This is a genomic window from Mycobacterium sp. NS-7484 (assembly GCF_001953975.1).
Lineage (GTDB): Bacteria > Actinomycetota > Actinomycetes > Mycobacteriales > Mycobacteriaceae > Mycobacterium.
The window spans coordinates 1-14,662 of sequence record NZ_MBEJ01000012.1 but is presented as its reverse complement, the minus strand read 5'-3'; the positions used below and the strand labels follow the sequence as shown (position 1 = coordinate 14,662).

The 14,662-nt window shown below is 67.4% G+C and carries 14 protein-coding genes and 1 pseudogene; 8 read left to right on the top strand and 7 right to left on the bottom strand.

Features of this window, described 5'->3' with window-relative positions; all coding sequences use genetic code 11:
• Window positions 1–22 precede the first annotated feature (22 nt).
• From A5733_RS02540 to A5733_RS02530, 3 genes are all read right to left on the bottom strand, one after another.
• Entirely contained in the window at window positions 23–1,657 is a 1,635-nt protein-coding gene (locus A5733_RS02540) for a PE-PPE domain-containing protein (RefSeq protein WP_076238960.1), read from the bottom strand.
• Between the two features lie 256 nt (window positions 1,658–1,913).
• Complete coding sequence (locus tag A5733_RS02535; RefSeq protein WP_067772232.1) at window positions 1,914–2,414, bottom strand: lipoprotein LpqH; 501 nt, start codon at window positions 2,412–2,414, stop codon at window positions 1,914–1,916.
• A gap of 262 nt (window positions 2,415–2,676) precedes the next feature.
• Complete coding sequence (locus A5733_RS02530; RefSeq protein WP_067772103.1) at window positions 2,677–3,126, bottom strand: lipoprotein LpqH; 450 nt, start codon at window positions 3,124–3,126, stop codon at window positions 2,677–2,679.
• Between the two features lie 65 nt (window positions 3,127–3,191).
• Between A5733_RS02530 and tgt the strand changes: the two genes are divergently transcribed.
• From tgt to A5733_RS02515, 3 genes are all read left to right on the top strand, one after another.
• Window positions 3,192–4,436, top strand: coding sequence for a tRNA guanosine(34) transglycosylase Tgt (gene tgt, locus A5733_RS02525; RefSeq protein ID WP_076238959.1), 1,245 nt, complete (start codon window positions 3,192–3,194; stop codon window positions 4,434–4,436).
• A 71-nt stretch (window positions 4,437–4,507) separates the two neighbouring features.
• On the top strand, window positions 4,508–5,863 hold the full coding sequence (hpnE, locus tag A5733_RS02520; protein WP_067772096.1) for a hydroxysqualene dehydroxylase HpnE: 1,356 nt from the start codon (window positions 4,508–4,510) through the stop codon (window positions 5,861–5,863).
• Window positions 5,860–6,441, top strand: coding sequence for a TetR/AcrR family transcriptional regulator (locus tag A5733_RS02515; protein ID WP_076238958.1), 582 nt, complete (start codon window positions 5,860–5,862; stop codon window positions 6,439–6,441). The genes hpnE and A5733_RS02515 overlap by 4 nt, the downstream gene beginning before the upstream one ends.
• On the opposite strand, the gene A5733_RS02510 is transcribed toward A5733_RS02515, so the two are convergent.
• Both A5733_RS02510 and A5733_RS02505 read right to left on the bottom strand, forming a co-directional pair.
• Window positions 6,428–7,192, bottom strand: a complete 765-nt coding sequence (locus A5733_RS02510; protein WP_076238957.1) for an amino acid ABC transporter ATP-binding protein — start codon at window positions 7,190–7,192, stop codon at window positions 6,428–6,430. The genes A5733_RS02515 and A5733_RS02510 overlap by 14 nt on opposite strands.
• The gene (locus A5733_RS02505; protein ID WP_076238956.1) at window positions 7,189–8,685 is read right to left on the bottom strand and encodes an ABC transporter permease subunit; all 1,497 of its coding nucleotides are present in this window, start codon (window positions 8,683–8,685) and stop codon (window positions 7,189–7,191) included. The genes A5733_RS02510 and A5733_RS02505 overlap by 4 nt, the downstream gene beginning before the upstream one ends.
• A gap of 110 nt (window positions 8,686–8,795) precedes the next feature.
• Here A5733_RS02505 and A5733_RS02500 point away from each other — a divergent pair, with 110 nt between their 5' ends.
• Both A5733_RS02500 and A5733_RS02495 read left to right on the top strand, forming a co-directional pair.
• Complete coding sequence (locus tag A5733_RS02500) at window positions 8,796–9,077, top strand: type II toxin-antitoxin system Phd/YefM family antitoxin (protein WP_076238955.1); 282 nt, start codon at window positions 8,796–8,798, stop codon at window positions 9,075–9,077.
• Window positions 9,074–9,331, top strand: a complete 258-nt coding sequence (locus A5733_RS02495; protein ID WP_067772084.1) for a Txe/YoeB family addiction module toxin — start codon at window positions 9,074–9,076, stop codon at window positions 9,329–9,331. The genes A5733_RS02500 and A5733_RS02495 overlap by 4 nt, the downstream gene beginning before the upstream one ends.
• Here the strand turns inward: A5733_RS02495 and gluQRS are convergent.
• On the bottom strand, window positions 9,325–10,212 hold the full coding sequence (gluQRS, locus tag A5733_RS02490; RefSeq protein WP_076238954.1) for a tRNA glutamyl-Q(34) synthetase GluQRS: 888 nt from the start codon (window positions 10,210–10,212) through the stop codon (window positions 9,325–9,327). The genes A5733_RS02495 and gluQRS overlap by 7 nt on opposite strands.
• A gap of 54 nt (window positions 10,213–10,266) precedes the next feature.
• On the opposite strand from gluQRS, the gene A5733_RS27400 reads away from it, so the two are divergent.
• The 3 genes from A5733_RS27400 to A5733_RS02480 are packed head-to-tail and all read left to right on the top strand — an operon-like array spanning window position 10,267 to window position 14,244.
• Window positions 10,267–10,437 carry a hypothetical protein gene (locus tag A5733_RS27400; protein ID WP_158070583.1) on the top strand — a complete coding sequence of 57 codons (171 nt, stop codon included), beginning with the start codon at window positions 10,267–10,269 and terminating at the stop codon, window positions 10,435–10,437.
• A 47-nt stretch (window positions 10,438–10,484) separates the two neighbouring features.
• Window positions 10,485–13,283, top strand: a complete 2,799-nt coding sequence (locus tag A5733_RS02485; protein WP_076238987.1) for a LuxR family transcriptional regulator — start codon at window positions 10,485–10,487, stop codon at window positions 13,281–13,283.
• A gap of 52 nt (window positions 13,284–13,335) precedes the next feature.
• The gene (locus A5733_RS02480) at window positions 13,336–14,244 is read left to right on the top strand and encodes a hypothetical protein (protein WP_076238953.1); all 909 of its coding nucleotides are present in this window, start codon (window positions 13,336–13,338) and stop codon (window positions 14,242–14,244) included.
• Here A5733_RS02480 and ligC read toward each other — a convergent pair.
• A pseudogene (gene ligC / locus A5733_RS02475) lies at window positions 14,181–14,662 on the bottom strand (ATP-dependent DNA ligase); the annotation flags it as partial. The gene A5733_RS02480 and the pseudogene ligC overlap by 64 nt on opposite strands.

Genomic DNA, 14,662 nt, shown 5'->3' with positions numbered 1-14,662 from the left:
CAGCTTTCCAGCTGGGCGTGCCCTATTTCTGATCGGCGCTCTTCTCGGCGTGTGCGCGGGTCTTGGGTGCGGTCTTGGCCTGCGCTTTGTCGGTGGCCGCTTTGCGGTGCTTGCCGACGTATCCGCGGATCCGGTCGGGTTTGTCGGTGGCGGGTTCGGTGGCGGCGGCATGCTTGGCGGTTGATCGGGTGATCTTGCCGTTCTGTTCGGAGGTCTCCGCGGTCTCCGACTTGTCGGCGCTCTCGTCGGCGTCAACTTCGGTCGCGGACGTCACGGTCGAGTCGGTCAGGCCCACCGAGCTGCGCAGCTTGGTCCGCGCCACGGTGACGGCAGGGGCCGGCGTCGCGGTGTCGGCCGGTTCGTCGACGTCCTCGGGGACGTCGGGGTCCTGCACCGTGCTGTCGTCCCGGGGAGGCTCTACCGGCGTCAAGCCCTTGAGCGGAGTTTTGGCCGGGGTCGACGCCGGTTGCCGTGACGACTCATCCGGTTGGGTCGTCTGCTGCTGCGGGGTCTCGGTCGGTGGCTGCACCGCGGGCCCACCGACGCCGTACATACCGGCCGAGGTGGTGCCGAACGGGCGTCCCATCCCAGCCGCCTCGAAGCCGTCGTCGAGCCCGACGGGGATCGCGTTGATGAAGTTGGCGAGGTCGGTGATCGGGTTGGAGATCCGGAACAGGCGGGCCGCGGCGTCGGCGCCGGGACTCAAGGTGCGGTCATACCCCTGCTCGACCACGACGCGCAGGGGTGCGTCCAGGGCCAGCAGCAGCGGCCGCGGGATGCCGATCTGCTCGAGCGGACGCAACAGCGGCAGCAGGTCGGTGCCGACGGTGTAGTAGGTGGTGTCGCGGTAGGTGCGGGTGTCGGTGTTGGGGGCGCCCGGGGCCAGGTCGGTCCCCGGATCCACCGTGGTCTCGTAATTACCGTGTAGATAGACGATTCCGAGCACCGCGTTGGCCGTGGCGAACACGTTGAGCGGATACAGCGGGAAATCGGCCCAGCCGTCGTACTGCTGGGCGACGTCATAGGTGGTCGGCGGGTCACCTTCCTCCCAACCCGGACTGGTGGTCGGTGCCGGCCCGGAGAGCGGGATGTCCAGGACCGGAATCGTGAAGCCGCGGAAGCGGGACAGGATGCCGCCGTTCGGCCGAGTCGGGTTGGACACCATGACATAGACGATGTTGCCGTTGGTGGTGTTCGCCTTGTACTGGCTCAGGATCACCGCGCTCTGCGAATATCCGACGAGCACCAGTGGTTCGTCCGGGTCTTCGGCGGCGACGCGTTGGCCGAGCCGTTCGAGGCCTTGCCCGACGGACGCCCCATAGGTCAGATCGTTCAACCCACCTTGCGAGATGGGCCAGAAGCCGCCGTTGTACTCGACCTGATCGCCGGTCATCCAGTCATCGCCGTTGTCGACGGCAAGATCGCCCGCCGAACCGGTGGTCTGGGTGATGACGCCATTGGCGAAATCCACGAAGGACACGTCGTTGTCCGTGTAGCTGCCGATCTTCGTGCCCCGCATGTACAGCGACTGGGCGAGCAGTTCCGTCGGAGCCGGCACGATCGGCAGGGGTATCGGTCCGGCGCCGGACCAAGCGATGGTGGCCGCTCCGATCGGTGCCGCGATGGCCATGCCCAGCGAACTCATCTTCCAACGCATCCGCGACGTCTCCTAATAAGCTGCCCGGACACCGATCCGCGTCGGCTTCGGTGTCGTCTCCCCAGTCCGCACAGCATTTTGCACCAAGAATCTGCGCGGTGTAGCAGAACTGTAATGGTTTGCCTGCTAGGGGATATCGCCCGGTCCGGGTCTGGTCGGGGCAAGCGATGGCGGACTGATTTGCCTTCCGCGCCGGCCGGGCGGAGAACGTGTGGGCCCGGCATCGGCCGGGCCCACACACAGATTTGCGGATTTGCTAAGGGCACGTCACTTCGAGCTCGAAAGGCTTGGTCACGGGGTTCATCCCGTCGACTCCGGTCGCGTTGCCCTTGATCGTGTACTTCTTGCCGTCCTTGACCACGTCGGCGCTGCCGCCGGGCACACCGGGGGTGTAGCCGAGGCTGACGCCGTCGATGTTGCCCAGTGCCAGCGCGGTCACAGACGGCTGGTCGCCCTCGCTGAGGGTGGCGCTGACGCCGGACATCCCCTGGCCGACGTTGAGGCTGACGTTGCCCGCGACGGTGGCGCACATGACGCTGCCCTCGAGCTGGTGGTCCTTGCCGTCGATGGTGACCCGGGCCGTGCCGGAGCCGGTGGTGGCGGTGGTGTCGCCGGATTCGATTGACGTCGTTGCCGATGGCGACGCGCTGACCGTCGTCTCACCGGAGGTCTCTTTCTTGTCGCTCGACGAACAGCCGGACAGGCCTGCGACGACGATCGCGGCGCCGCTGACGGCGACCAGGAACTCACGCTTCACCACTGCTCTCCTCACGGTTGCGCAGCCCGTCTCCGATGGCGGACTGTCAGCCAGAAGTATGGGGTTTGCGCAGGTCGTGGGCGTGAGTTTGGATGAATTGCCGTGCTGGGACGGGCGGTGTCAGCGGCAGCGGTGAGCGCACCGGATGCTGTGAATTCCCTGACAGGTCAAGGTGTTCCGATCTTGAATCAGCGCCGTGGCTGCCGGCCCGATGCGGTGACCGGAGTCATTGCATGTGCAATGACTCCGGTCGGTCACCCCGCTAGGGACAGGTGACGGCGATGTCGAACGGCATGTCCACCGGTGTGCCCGGGTCGTTGGGGTCGATCCCCATGCCGGTGCCGGTGATGGTGTAGCCCTTGCCGTCGCGCGCGGCGACCACGGGTGCGCTGGACAGTCCGGCGAGATACGTCAGTGAGGCGCCTTCACCGTTGACGTCACCGATGTTCACCGACTGCACCACGGGGGCCTCGCCCTCGGTCAGCACGACGGAGGTGGGCATCTTGCCTTCGATGCCGATGGTGGTCAATCCGTCCTTGGTTTCGCAGCTGACGCTGGTCACCGGACCGGCGTCGTTGGGACCGAAGGTCACCCGGCCTTCACCGGTCTTCTCCGACGAGCTCGAGTCCTGCGACGAGCATCCGGCGATAGCGGCCAGAAACAGTGCACATCCGGTGGCGGCGACGATCCCGCGGCTCATGACCAAATTCACGTCCGCAGTATGGTGCGTCCGCCCCCATGACGGAAATCGGACGCGCATCCGGTTGAATACCGGGTGTGGACCAGCCGTATTTCACCGTGGAGGCCGAGTTGGACGGCCGCTTCGGCCGGGTCGGCACCATCCACACTCCGCACGGCGACATCCACACGCCCGCCTTCATCCCGGTCGGCACCGCGGCCACCGTCAAATCGGTGCTGCCCGAGACCATGAAACAGATTGGCGCCCAGGCGATTTTGGCCAACGCCTATCACCTCTACCTGCAGCCCGGCCCCGACATCGTGGCCGAGGCCGGTGGCCTGGGGGCGTTCATGAACTGGCCGGGCCCGACGTTCACCGACAGCGGTGGTTTCCAGGTGCTCTCGTTGGGTGTCGGCTTCAAGAAGGTTTTGGCCATGGACACCAGCCGGGTGCAGGCCGACGACATCATCGCCGAGGGCAAGGAACGGCTGGCCGTGGTCGACGACGACGGTGTGACGTTCCGCTCGCATCTGGATGGTTCGAAACACCGGTTCACCCCGGAGGTCTCGATCGGCATCCAAAACCAGCTCGGTGCCGACATCATCTTCGCGTTCGACGAGCTCACCACGTTGGTCAACACCCGCGGTTACCAGGAACGTTCGATGCAGCGCACCCACGAGTGGGCGGTGCGGTGCGTGGCCGAGCATCATCGCCTGCAGGCGCTGGCACCGGAACGGCCACGCCAGGCGCTGTTCGGGGTGGTGCAGGGCGCCCAGTACGAGGACCTGCGTCGGCAGGCCGCGCGCGGCCTGGCCACGATCGGCGAGCAGGCCGGCCCGGCCGAGGGGTTGAGCTTCGACGGCTACGGGATCGGCGGCGCGCTGGAGAAACAGAACCTGGCCACGATCGTCGGGTGGGTCAGCAGTGAGCTGCCCGCCGACAAACCCCGGCACTTGCTGGGCATCAGCGAGCCGGACGATCTGTTCGACGCGATCGCCGCGGGCGCGGACACCTTCGACTGTGTGTCGCCCTCACGGGTTGCCCGCAACGCCGCGGTGTACTCGGCGACCGGGCGGTTCAACATCACCGGTGCGAAGTACAAGCGGGATTTCACCCCGATCGACGCCGAATGTGATTGCTACACCTGCGCCAACTACTCGCGCGCCTATATCCGGCATCTGTTCAAGGCCAAGGAGATGCTGTCGGCGACGCTGTGCACGATCCACAACGAGCGGTTCGTGATCCGGTTGGTCGATCAGATCCGCGCGGCGATCGTCGCCGGTGAGTTCGACGAGCTGCGTGCTGAAGTGCTGGGCCGCTACTACGGCGCCTCGGTGAGCTGAGCGCGGTATTGACCGCACCGCCGACCGCGACTTAACTTACAAATCGTAAGTTGAACGCGGGGGAGGCGGCCATGGGCGAAACCGACCGGTATGTGGTGATCGGCGGCGGCCTCGCCGGCCTGGCTGCCGCGGTCTGGCTCAGCGAGGCGGGCAAGAACGTCACCCTGCTGGAGCGACGCGGTCAACTCGGCGGGCGCACCCACGCGATGCGGGCCGACGCGGTCGACGACATCCCCGACAACGGGCAGCACGTGATCGCCAGCGGGTATCAACACCTGTACCGGTATCTGACCAGTGTGGGCACCCGGCAGTACCTCGAATTTCCCAAGAGCTCGACGCTGCGCTGGCCCGACGGGCGCAAGGTCACCATGCAGACCACGGGTCTCGGAGCGATCCGCACCTTGTTCGGGGTCCATCCCGACGCCGGCTGGGCCGATCGCTTTCGGGCGGCGCGGGCGACGGTTCTGCTGGGCTGGCAGGCGCTGAGGCCGCCGGCAGACCTGGCCGACATCTCCACCGAGCAGTGGTTCGAGCGGGTCGGCATGCCGGCCCCGGCCCGAGAAGCGTTGTGGGACTGGCTGGCCCTGGGCATCGCCGCCGAGCCGGTGTCCCGGGAATCGGCGAAGGTGTTCGCCAACGTGATGGCCACCGGCATCCGGTTGGGCATCAAACACCGCACCCCGGTCACCATCGGTTATCCCACCGTCGATCTCGACACGCTGTATGTCACCGGTGCGCTGAAGGTGTTCGCCGAGCGGGGTGTCGAGGTCCGCTACCGCGCGGTGGCCCGCAGGATCCGCATCGAGGACGGCGCCGTCACCGGTGTGCTGCTGGCCGACGGCACCGAGGTCCCAGCCGACGCCGTGGTGTGCGCGGTACCCAACTCGAACATCGGTGGGCTGCTCGACGATCTGCCCGAGCACCCCGAAATCTATGCCGCCGCCGACAAGTTGGGCTACACGCCGATCGTAAGCACCAACCTCTATCTCGACCGCCCGTTGGGTACCGAGTCGGCGTTCGAGGGGTTGATCGGCGGCACCGGCGTCATCGACGAGGTGTTCGACCGGCAGATCATGCACGGTCGCAACACCGACCAGGCGTGGTTGTACTGCCTGACGACCAGCGGGGCGTACGAGCAGATCCACAAGAGCAACGACGAGATCGTCGACGAGCAGATGGCCCTGCTGCGTCGGTACTATCCCGCCGCCCGCGAAGCGAAAGTGCTTCAGGCGCAAGTGGTCAAGATGCCCAAGGCGACGTTCTCCCAGGTGGTCGGCACCGACGCGCTGCGTCCGTCGCAACGCACCTCGGTGCCGTCGCTGGTACTGGCCGGAGACTGGACGGCCACCGACTGGTCGGCCACGATGGAAAGCGCCGTGCAGAGCGCCGCCAAGGCCGTCGACCTGCTGCTGGAACTCCGGCGATGACCCGGCGCCGGCTCAGCGCAGCGGACCGTCGGGCGCAACTGCTCGACGTCGCCCGCGACATCGTCGCCGACGACGGCTACCCGGCGTTGACCATCGAGCGGGTGGCGAGCCAGGCCGGTGTGACGAGAACCGTGGTCTACCAACAGTTCACCGATTTGTCCGGCCTGATGACCGCGCTGCTCGACCGGGAATCGGCCATCGCGTTCGCGGGAATGAGCACGGTCGACCACCCCGATCTCGGGGCAGATGATCTCGGCCGCGGTGTTCTGGACTACCTGCATGCCGCGCCGACGAGTTGGCGCATCATCTTGCGCCCGCCTGACGGTGCACCACCGCAGGTGCGCGAGCGCATCGAGTTGGGCCGCAGTTACGCCAGGAAGATCAGCGCCCGCCGGTTGTCCCGGGCCGCCGGGGCCGACATCGACCCCGACGGCGCGTCCGTGCGAATCCTGTTGGCCGCCATCGAAGAACTTGCGCGGATCCACCTGGACGATCCAAAAGCCCATCCCGACGAGGCGGTGCTCGGCCATTTGCGCTCCCTGGTCGCCTGGGCGGTCGACCGGACTAGAGCGGGTTGAGAATCCGCTGCAGGAACTGGCGGGTGCGTTCTTCTTTCGGATCACCGATCACCGAGGCCGGCGGCCCCTGCTCCAGGATCACCCCGCGATCGGTGAACAGCACCTGATCGGAAACCTGCCGGGCGAACTGGATTTCGTGGGTGACGATCACCAGGGTCCAGCCCTCGACGGCGAGGTCGCGGATCACGCCGAGCACCTCACCGACCAGCTCCGGGTCCAGGGCCGAGGTCGGCTCGTCGAACAGCACCACCTTGGGTTTCAGCGCCAGGGCACGGGCGATGCCGACCCGTTGCTGCTGTCCGCCCGAGAGTTGGTAGGGGTACTTGTCCTGCTGATCGGCCAGTCCCACCTGCCCGAGCAGTTCGGCCGCCTCGGCCACCACCTCGTCGCGTGGACGTTTCTGCACCACCAGCGGGCCTTCGGTGACGTTCTGCAACACCGTCTTGTGCGGAAACAGGTTGTGGGACTGGAACACAAACCCGCTCTGTGCCCGGTAGCGGCGCAGCTGGTCCTTGGCCACGGGCTTGGAGAAGTCCAGTTCGGTGTCACCGACCCGGATCACGCCCGAATCGGCCACATCGAGTGCGTTGAGGGTGCGCAGCAGCGTGGTCTTGCCCGACCCCGACGGGCCGATGACCGTCGTCGCCGAACCCTGCGGCACCGTGAACGACACGCCTTTGAGCACCTGGTAGTCACCGAATGCCTTGTGCACGTCGGTGGCGACGATCCGGTCTTCGCGTTCTGTGGTCATCGCGCAACGTGCCTTTCCAGTCGGCGTTCCAGACGACTCTGGCCGAACGACAACACCAGGCAGATCACCCAGTAGTAGATCGCGGCCGTGCCGTAGAGGGCAAAGAATTCGAAGGTCGGTGCCGCGATGATCTGGGCCTGCCGCAACAGTTCGGTGACCAGGATCGTCGACGCCAGCGAGGTGTCCTTGACGAGGGAGATCAAGGTGTTCGACAGCGGTGGCACCGCCACCCGGGCGGCTTGGGGCAGGATGATGCGCCGCAGCGTGCCGGTGTAGTTCAGGCCGATCGTCTCAGCGGCCTCCCACTGCCCCTTCGGGATGCTCTGGATCGCCGAGCGGATGATCTCGGCCGCATAGCCGCCGACGTTGAGGCTGAACGCGATCACCGCGGCCGGGAACGGATCGATCTTCACCCCGAACTCGGGCAGCGCGAAGAACACGATGAACAACTGCACCAGCAGCGGCGTGCCGCGGATGAGCGAGATGTAGAACCGCGCAACGGAACTGAGCACGCGGTTGCCCGACAGCCGGGCCAGCGCCACCGCCAGGGCGATCACCAGGCCGATGACGAAGCTGACGATGGTGAGCGGGATCGTCATGGTGATCGCCGCTTTCAGCAGCGGGCCCAAGCTGTCGAGCACCAGTTGCCACGTCGACCGAGGTTGCTTCGGGTTCTCCGCCGACGCGGGCGCACCCGTGGCGTCGGCCTTGAGGTAACGCTGCGAGATGGCGGCCAACGTGCCGTCGGCGCGTAGCTCGTCGAGGGCCTGGTTGAGTTCCGGCAGCAACCCGCTGTTCTTGCGGGCGGCGAAGCCCTGTTCGGCCTTCTCACCGACCTTGCCGGCGATCTTGACGGTCGTGTCGCCGGTTTCGGCGAGGTAGGCGTAGACGGCGATGCTGTCGTTGACCACCACGTCGACGCGGCCCTGGTTGAGCAGCTTGATGGCCTGGGTGAAACCTTCGACGGCTTCCACCCGGGCGCCGGCCGCCCGCGCGATCTCCGACCAGTTGCTGGTGGCGTTCTCGGCGGCCACCTTGCCCTTGAGGTCGGCCAGGGAGGTGATCGAGTTGTCGTCGGCGCGGGTGACGATCACTCCCTCGCCGACCGAATACGGTTCGGACAGGTCGTACTTCGCCTTGCGTTCGTCGTTGATGGTCACCTCGTTGGCGACGACGTCGAACCGGTTGGCCTCCAGGGCGGCGAAGATGGAATCCCATGGTGTCTCGACGAATTCCACGCGCACACCGAGTTTGTCGGCGACCGCACGGGCCACGTCGACGTCATAGCCGGTGAGCTGCCCGGTGGCGGCGTCGTGATAGCTGAATGGGGCGTACACGCCCTCGGTGCCCACCCTCAGCACACCGGAACTCAGCGGTCCGTCGGCCTTGTCGGCACTGTCGCCCTTCGATCCGCACGCCGCGCTCAGAAGAGTGGCGAGCAAGACGAAGGCGAGCAGAATCCTCTTCGGGAGGCTGTTCGGGGGGAATCTCACTGCGGCAACGTAGCAATATCCGCCGGTGGGGCGAAGGGTTCTGCTCACGCGGGTCGCGCGGCCGGACTTGTACGGTAATCTTGTACCACAGTGGTACGGAAGGCCCGGATATGACGCTCAGTGCCAGCGAGGCCCGGAAACGCTTGTTTCCGCTTATCGAACAGGTCAACACCGATCACGAACCGGTGCGGATCACATCGAAATCGGGTGAAGCGGTGCTGATGTCGGCTGATGACTATGACTCCTGGCAGGAAACTGTCTATCTGTTGCGCTCACCGGAAAATGCCCGTCGTCTCATGGAGGCGGTCGCTCGCGACAGGGCGGGCGCGGCCACCTCTGATCACACCACGTCGATAGACACACTCCGGGAGATGGCCGGCGGCCAGGAGTGAGAAGTATCCACTTCGATCCTGACGGGTGGGACGATTTTCTGTTCTGGCTGGCCTCGGGCCGCAAGGTCGCGCGACGGATCACCCGGCTCATCGATGAGATCCAACGCGATCCGTTCGCCGGGATCGGTAAGCCCGAACCGCTGAAAGGCGATCTGTCGGGATATTGGTCACGCCGGATCGACGACGAACATCGGCTCATCTACCGCGCCACCGATACCGAAGTGAAGATTCTCAAGGCCCGGTACCACTATTGAGCGGCCGGCCGATAGATCCAGGGATGGCGCGGCAGCCGTGCCGGGTCGAACCGGTCCAGCATCCCGTCGAGGTCCACGGGCGGCCAGCCCAGTGACGCACTGATCTGCTCCAGCGCGGTCTCGACGCCGATCTCGGCCAGGGTGACGGCGCCGTCGCGTTTGGCCAGCCGGGCGCCGTCTTCGTTGAGCACCAGCGGTACATGCGCGTAGACGGGCTCGGGATAGTCCAGGAGCCGGGCCAGATAGGCCTGGCGCGGGGACGAGCTCAACAGGTCGTCGCCACGCACCACCTGGTCGACGCCGCCGGCCGCGTCATCGACCACCACGGCCAGGTTGTAGGCGGGTACGCCGTCACCGCGGCGCACCACGAAGTCGTCGATGATTCCGGTGTACTGCCCGTGCACCAGATCGGTGACGGTGCCGACGAACGTGTCGGTGCGCAGCCGCAGCGCCGGCGGGCGGCCGGTTTCCGCGCGGCGCGCGACACGTTCGGCTTCGGTCAGGTCCCGGCAGGTGCCCGGATACGCGCCTTCGGGAGCATGTGGCGCCCGCGGGGCCTGCGCGATATCCCTTCGACTGCAATAGCATTCGTACAACAAGCCGCGGTCGGACAATTGGCCGATCACCGCGTCGTAGTGATCGGGATGCGCTGATTGCCATTGGACCGGCTCATCCCAGGTCATTCCGATCGCGGCCAGATCCGCCACCTGGCGGTGCCCGATCTCCGGAAACGTCCGGTCGTCGAGATCTTCGACCCGCACCAAGAACCGTCGTCCGGTCGAGCGGGCGAACAACCATGCCAGCACCGCGGTACGGAGGTTGCCGATGTGCAGGTCGGCCGACGGGCTCGGCGCGAACCGCCCGGCGCGGGTCGGGCTCACGCCCGCAATCTATCGACCGCCACGCTCAGTCGCGGTCCCAGGGTGGGCCACTGTATGGAACTGCCGTTCCTGATGGGGTCCGCCCAGGCCTGGTCGGATGCGCCGATGTTGGGGCCGGCGCGATCGATCGATGAGCGACTGGGAATCGAATTGCGCACCCGCTGGACGCAATTCGCGCACCGCGGGACCGAATCCCTACCGGCTGGTCCCTTGGTGTTCGACTGACGGCGGACTTGATAAAGTTTCGGCAAAAATCCGACCTGGTGGTGCTGATGGTGATGACGGGCGCAGGCGTACCCCTGCGTGGCCGCGCCAGCGAATGTACGGCACTTCGGGGGCTGCTCTCGGCGGCCCGTTCGGGCAGCAGCGCGGTGCTGGTACTGCGCGGCGAGGCGGGGGTCGGCAAGACGGCGCTGCTGGACTATGTCGTTGCACAGGCGTCCGAATTCCGGGTCACGCAGGTCGCCGGGATCCAGTCCGACATGGAACTGGCCTTCGCCGGATTGCATCACCTGTGTGCACCGCTGCTGGGCCGCCTCGGTGAGATTCCCGAGCCGCAGCGGGATGCGCTCGAGGTGGCTTTCGGCCGCGGGGTCGGGCCGGCCCCGGACCGGTTCCTGGTCGGCCTGGCCGTGTTGAGCCTGCTGGCCGCCGCCGCTGACGAGAAGCCGCTGCTGTGCGTGATCGACGACGCGCAATGGCTCGACCAGGTCTCGGTGCAGGCCCTCGGTTTCGTGGCGCGGCGGCTGCTGGCCGAGCCGGTGGTGGTGGTGTTCGCGGTGCGTGACGGCCACGACGGCGCCGCGGACGCGCTGCCCGGCCTGCCGGAGTTGCGGGTACCCGGGCTGGCCGACAGCGACGCCAGGGACCTGCTGGATTCGGTGGTGCTCGGCCGGCTCGACGAGCGGGTGCGCGACCGCGTCATCGCCGAAACCCGGGGCAACCCGCTGGCGCTGCTGGAAGTGCCGCACAATGTCTCGGCCGCCGAGTTGGCCGGCGGATTCTGGAACGTCGGGACCCGCCCTTCGGTGGGGCAGGTCGAGGAGAGTTTCGTCCACCGCATCCGGGCATTGCCGGCCGACACCCGCCGGCTGGTCCTGGTGGCGGCGGCCGACCCGGTCGGCGACCCGGTGCTGTTCGCCCGTGCCGCAAGTCATTTGGGCATCGATCTGGAGGCGTTGGCACCGGCCGAGGCCGCCGGCGTGATCGAGTTCGGTTCCCGCATGCGGTTTTACCACCCGCTGGTCCGGTCGGCGGCGTACCGGGCGGCGGACGTGGCGGAGCGTCGCGAGGCACACCAGGCGTTGGCGATGACGACCGATCCGGAGCTGGACCCAGACCGCCGGGCCTGGCATGCGGCCAATGCGTCCGCCGGTCCCGACGATGCGGTGGCCGCCGAACTCGAGGCCTCGGCGTGGCGCGCACAGGCGCGTGGTGGAATCGCCGCGGCGGCCTCATTTCTGGAACGCGCCGCGGTCCTGACCGCCGACTCCGGCCTGCGGGGTGCCCGGGCGATCGCGGCCGCCGAGGCCAAGCGCGATGCGGCCGCCTCGGAGGCGGCCTACGAACTGCTGGCCCTTGCGGAACTGAACCCGCTGTCCGAACTGCAGCGGGCGCAGGTGGGCCGGCTGCGGGCGCAGATGGAGTTCACCCGCAGCCGCGGCGGCCAGCCTGGTGCACCACCGGTGCGGCACGCGGCGGCCCTGCTGCTCGACGCGGCCGGCCGGCTGGAGACGCTCGACGACGACCTGGCCCGCGAGACTTACATCGAGGCGCTGTCCGCGGCGATGTATGCCTCGCGCAGTCAGCCCGAGGCCCTTGAGGTGGCCGCAGCGGCCGCCGGTATCGCGGTCGCGAAGATCACCGCACCCACGCGGCCCATCGACTTCCTGCTCATCGGCATGGCCAACCTGGTCACCGACGGCCTGCCAGCCGCCGTCGGCCACCTGCGCACCGCGCTCGAACTCTGGTCGGAACACGCCCGTCGCCACGACGGCCGGGCGTTGCGGTGGCTGTCGCTTGCCTTCCCGGTGGTACAGGAATCCGTTGCCGGTGAAATGTGGGACGACGAGTTGATCGCTCGGCTCGCCACCGACATGGTCGCCTACGCGCGCGCCGGCGGAGCGCTGGCCCTCCTCCCGTCAGCGATCGCCTTCGAGGCCGGTGTGCACGTCCACGAAGGTGAATTCGTCACCGCAGCAAGGCTTCTGGAGGAGGCCGAATCCATCTCGGAGGCGATCGGTCACCGTCCGATGAAATACCACCGGGTCGAGTTGGCGGCGTGGCGCGGCGATCTGCGTGAGGCCGGCGATCTGATCGAGGCCGGCACGGCAGAGGGCACCGCCAAGGGTGAGGGGCGATTGCTCGGGGTCACCGGATACGCCGCCGCGGTTCTCTACAACGGCCTGGGCCGGTACGAGGAGGCGTTGGCCGCGGCGCAGAAGACCTGCGAATACCACGATCTCGGCTTCTACGGGTGGTGTCTGCTCGAGCTGACCGAGGCCGCGGCCCGCATGGGGGAGCGCGCGGTGGCCGAAGATGCGGTGCGCCGGTTGGAGGCGGGTGCCGGGTCCAGCGGAACCGACTGGGGCTCGGGCACTGTGGCTGCCGCGCGGGCCATGCTCGCCGGTGACGGGGAGGCCGACGCGCTGTTCGAAGAGGCCATCGAGCGGTTCGGCCGCAGTCGGGTCAAGGTGCAGCTGGCCCGCACCCACCTGCGGTACGGGGAATGGTTGCGCCGTCGCAAGCAGCGCACCAAGGCGCGGGAACATCTCGGCACCGCCTACGAGATGTTCACCAAGATGGGTGCCCGAGCGTTCGCCGAACGTGCCCGTCGTGAGTTGACCGCCACCGGGGAGAAGGTGCGCAAGCAACCCGTGGGCAGCGGCGACGACCTGACGGCGCAGGAGGCGCAGATCGCGCAGTTGGCCAGTGAGGGGCTGACCAATCAGGAGATCGGTGCCCAACTTTTCATCAGCACGCACACCGTCGAATGGCACCTGCGCAAGGTGTTCGTCAAGCTCGGCGTGAGCTCGCGCAGGCAGCTGCGATCAGCGTCGTGGACTGCCTGAACCACGGGGTTTCAAGGGTCCGCAGCGTCATCGCAACCGCCAGGCTCGTCACATGGCGACGATCTTGCTGCAGACCACCATCCCGGCGGACCCCGACGATTGGGATGTCAGCCGTTTCACCATGTTGGCCGCCGAGCTCCGGGCCGCCGGGCACGACGTGCTCGCGCGCAACCGGACCGAGCGCGGCGAGCAGGATCCGGTGCTCGGTCATCTCGACACACTCGGATTCGACCAGCTGTGGCTGATGGCGGTGGAGGTCGGTAACGGCCTGACTCCCGATGAGTGCGCGGCGATCGGCAGGTTCCGGGAGCTCGGCGGCGGCGTGCTCACCGCGCGTGACCACCAGGACCTCGGCAGCTGCCTGCTGGGCCTGGGTTCGCTGGGACTGGTCAACGAGTTCCACGACCCGGGCCTCGATCCGGTGTCTCGGTGTGATGACCAGGACAACCCCGACATCTCCTGGCCCAATTACCACTCGGGCGCCAATGGCGACTATCAGCCCGTGCTGGCGCCGCCGCCGGCGCACGCACTGTTGCGCACCGCCAGGACCGCCAGCGGACGGATCGAGTGGTTCCCGGCCCATCCGCACGAGGGTGCGGTCTCGGCCACGGTGCCGTTCGCCACCGTGGTGGCACAGGGCCGCAGCACCGCGACGGGCCGGCAGTTCAACCTTGCGGTTGCCCTTGATGGGGAACGCAACGCCGACGGCACGCTGATGGGCCGGGCCGTGGCCGAGTCGACCTTCCACCACTTCGCGAACTACAACTGGGATCTGGACTGCGGGGCGCCGTCGTTCGTCACCGACCGGCCCGGATGCCAGATCAAGGCCGATCCGTCGCGATTGGCGGTGTTCAAGGATTACGTCCGGAATCTGGCGGTGTGGTTGCAGCCGTCGGCTCAGATGAGGCCCGGCACGATGTCGTCAAGCCGGAACGTCACCGGCTGCTCCAACTGGCCATAGGTGCACGAATGCGGGTCGCGTTCGGGCCGCCACCGGTTGAACTGCGCGGTGTGGCGGAATCGTAGATTTCTCCCCGTCGCTGCGCTCGCCCCGGGCCGCCCCTCCATGTGGTCGTAACGCACCTCCACCACCCGCTCGGGTCGCAGGGGTACGAACGATAAATCCTTGCCGGCGTTCCAGCGTGAGCCGCCGCCGTATCTGCGGGCCGCATCCGGGTCGGCGGCCACCTGCGCGGCCCAGATCCATGGATGATCCTCGAAACTCGTTACCAGCGGCTGCAATTCGGTGAACAGCTTGCGCCGGGTCGCCATCGGAAACGCCCCGATGACGCCGACGGAGGCCAGCTCGCCGTCTTCGGTGTAGAGCCCGAGCAGCAGCGAGCCGACGGCGTCGTCCGCGGATTTGTGGACGCGGTAGC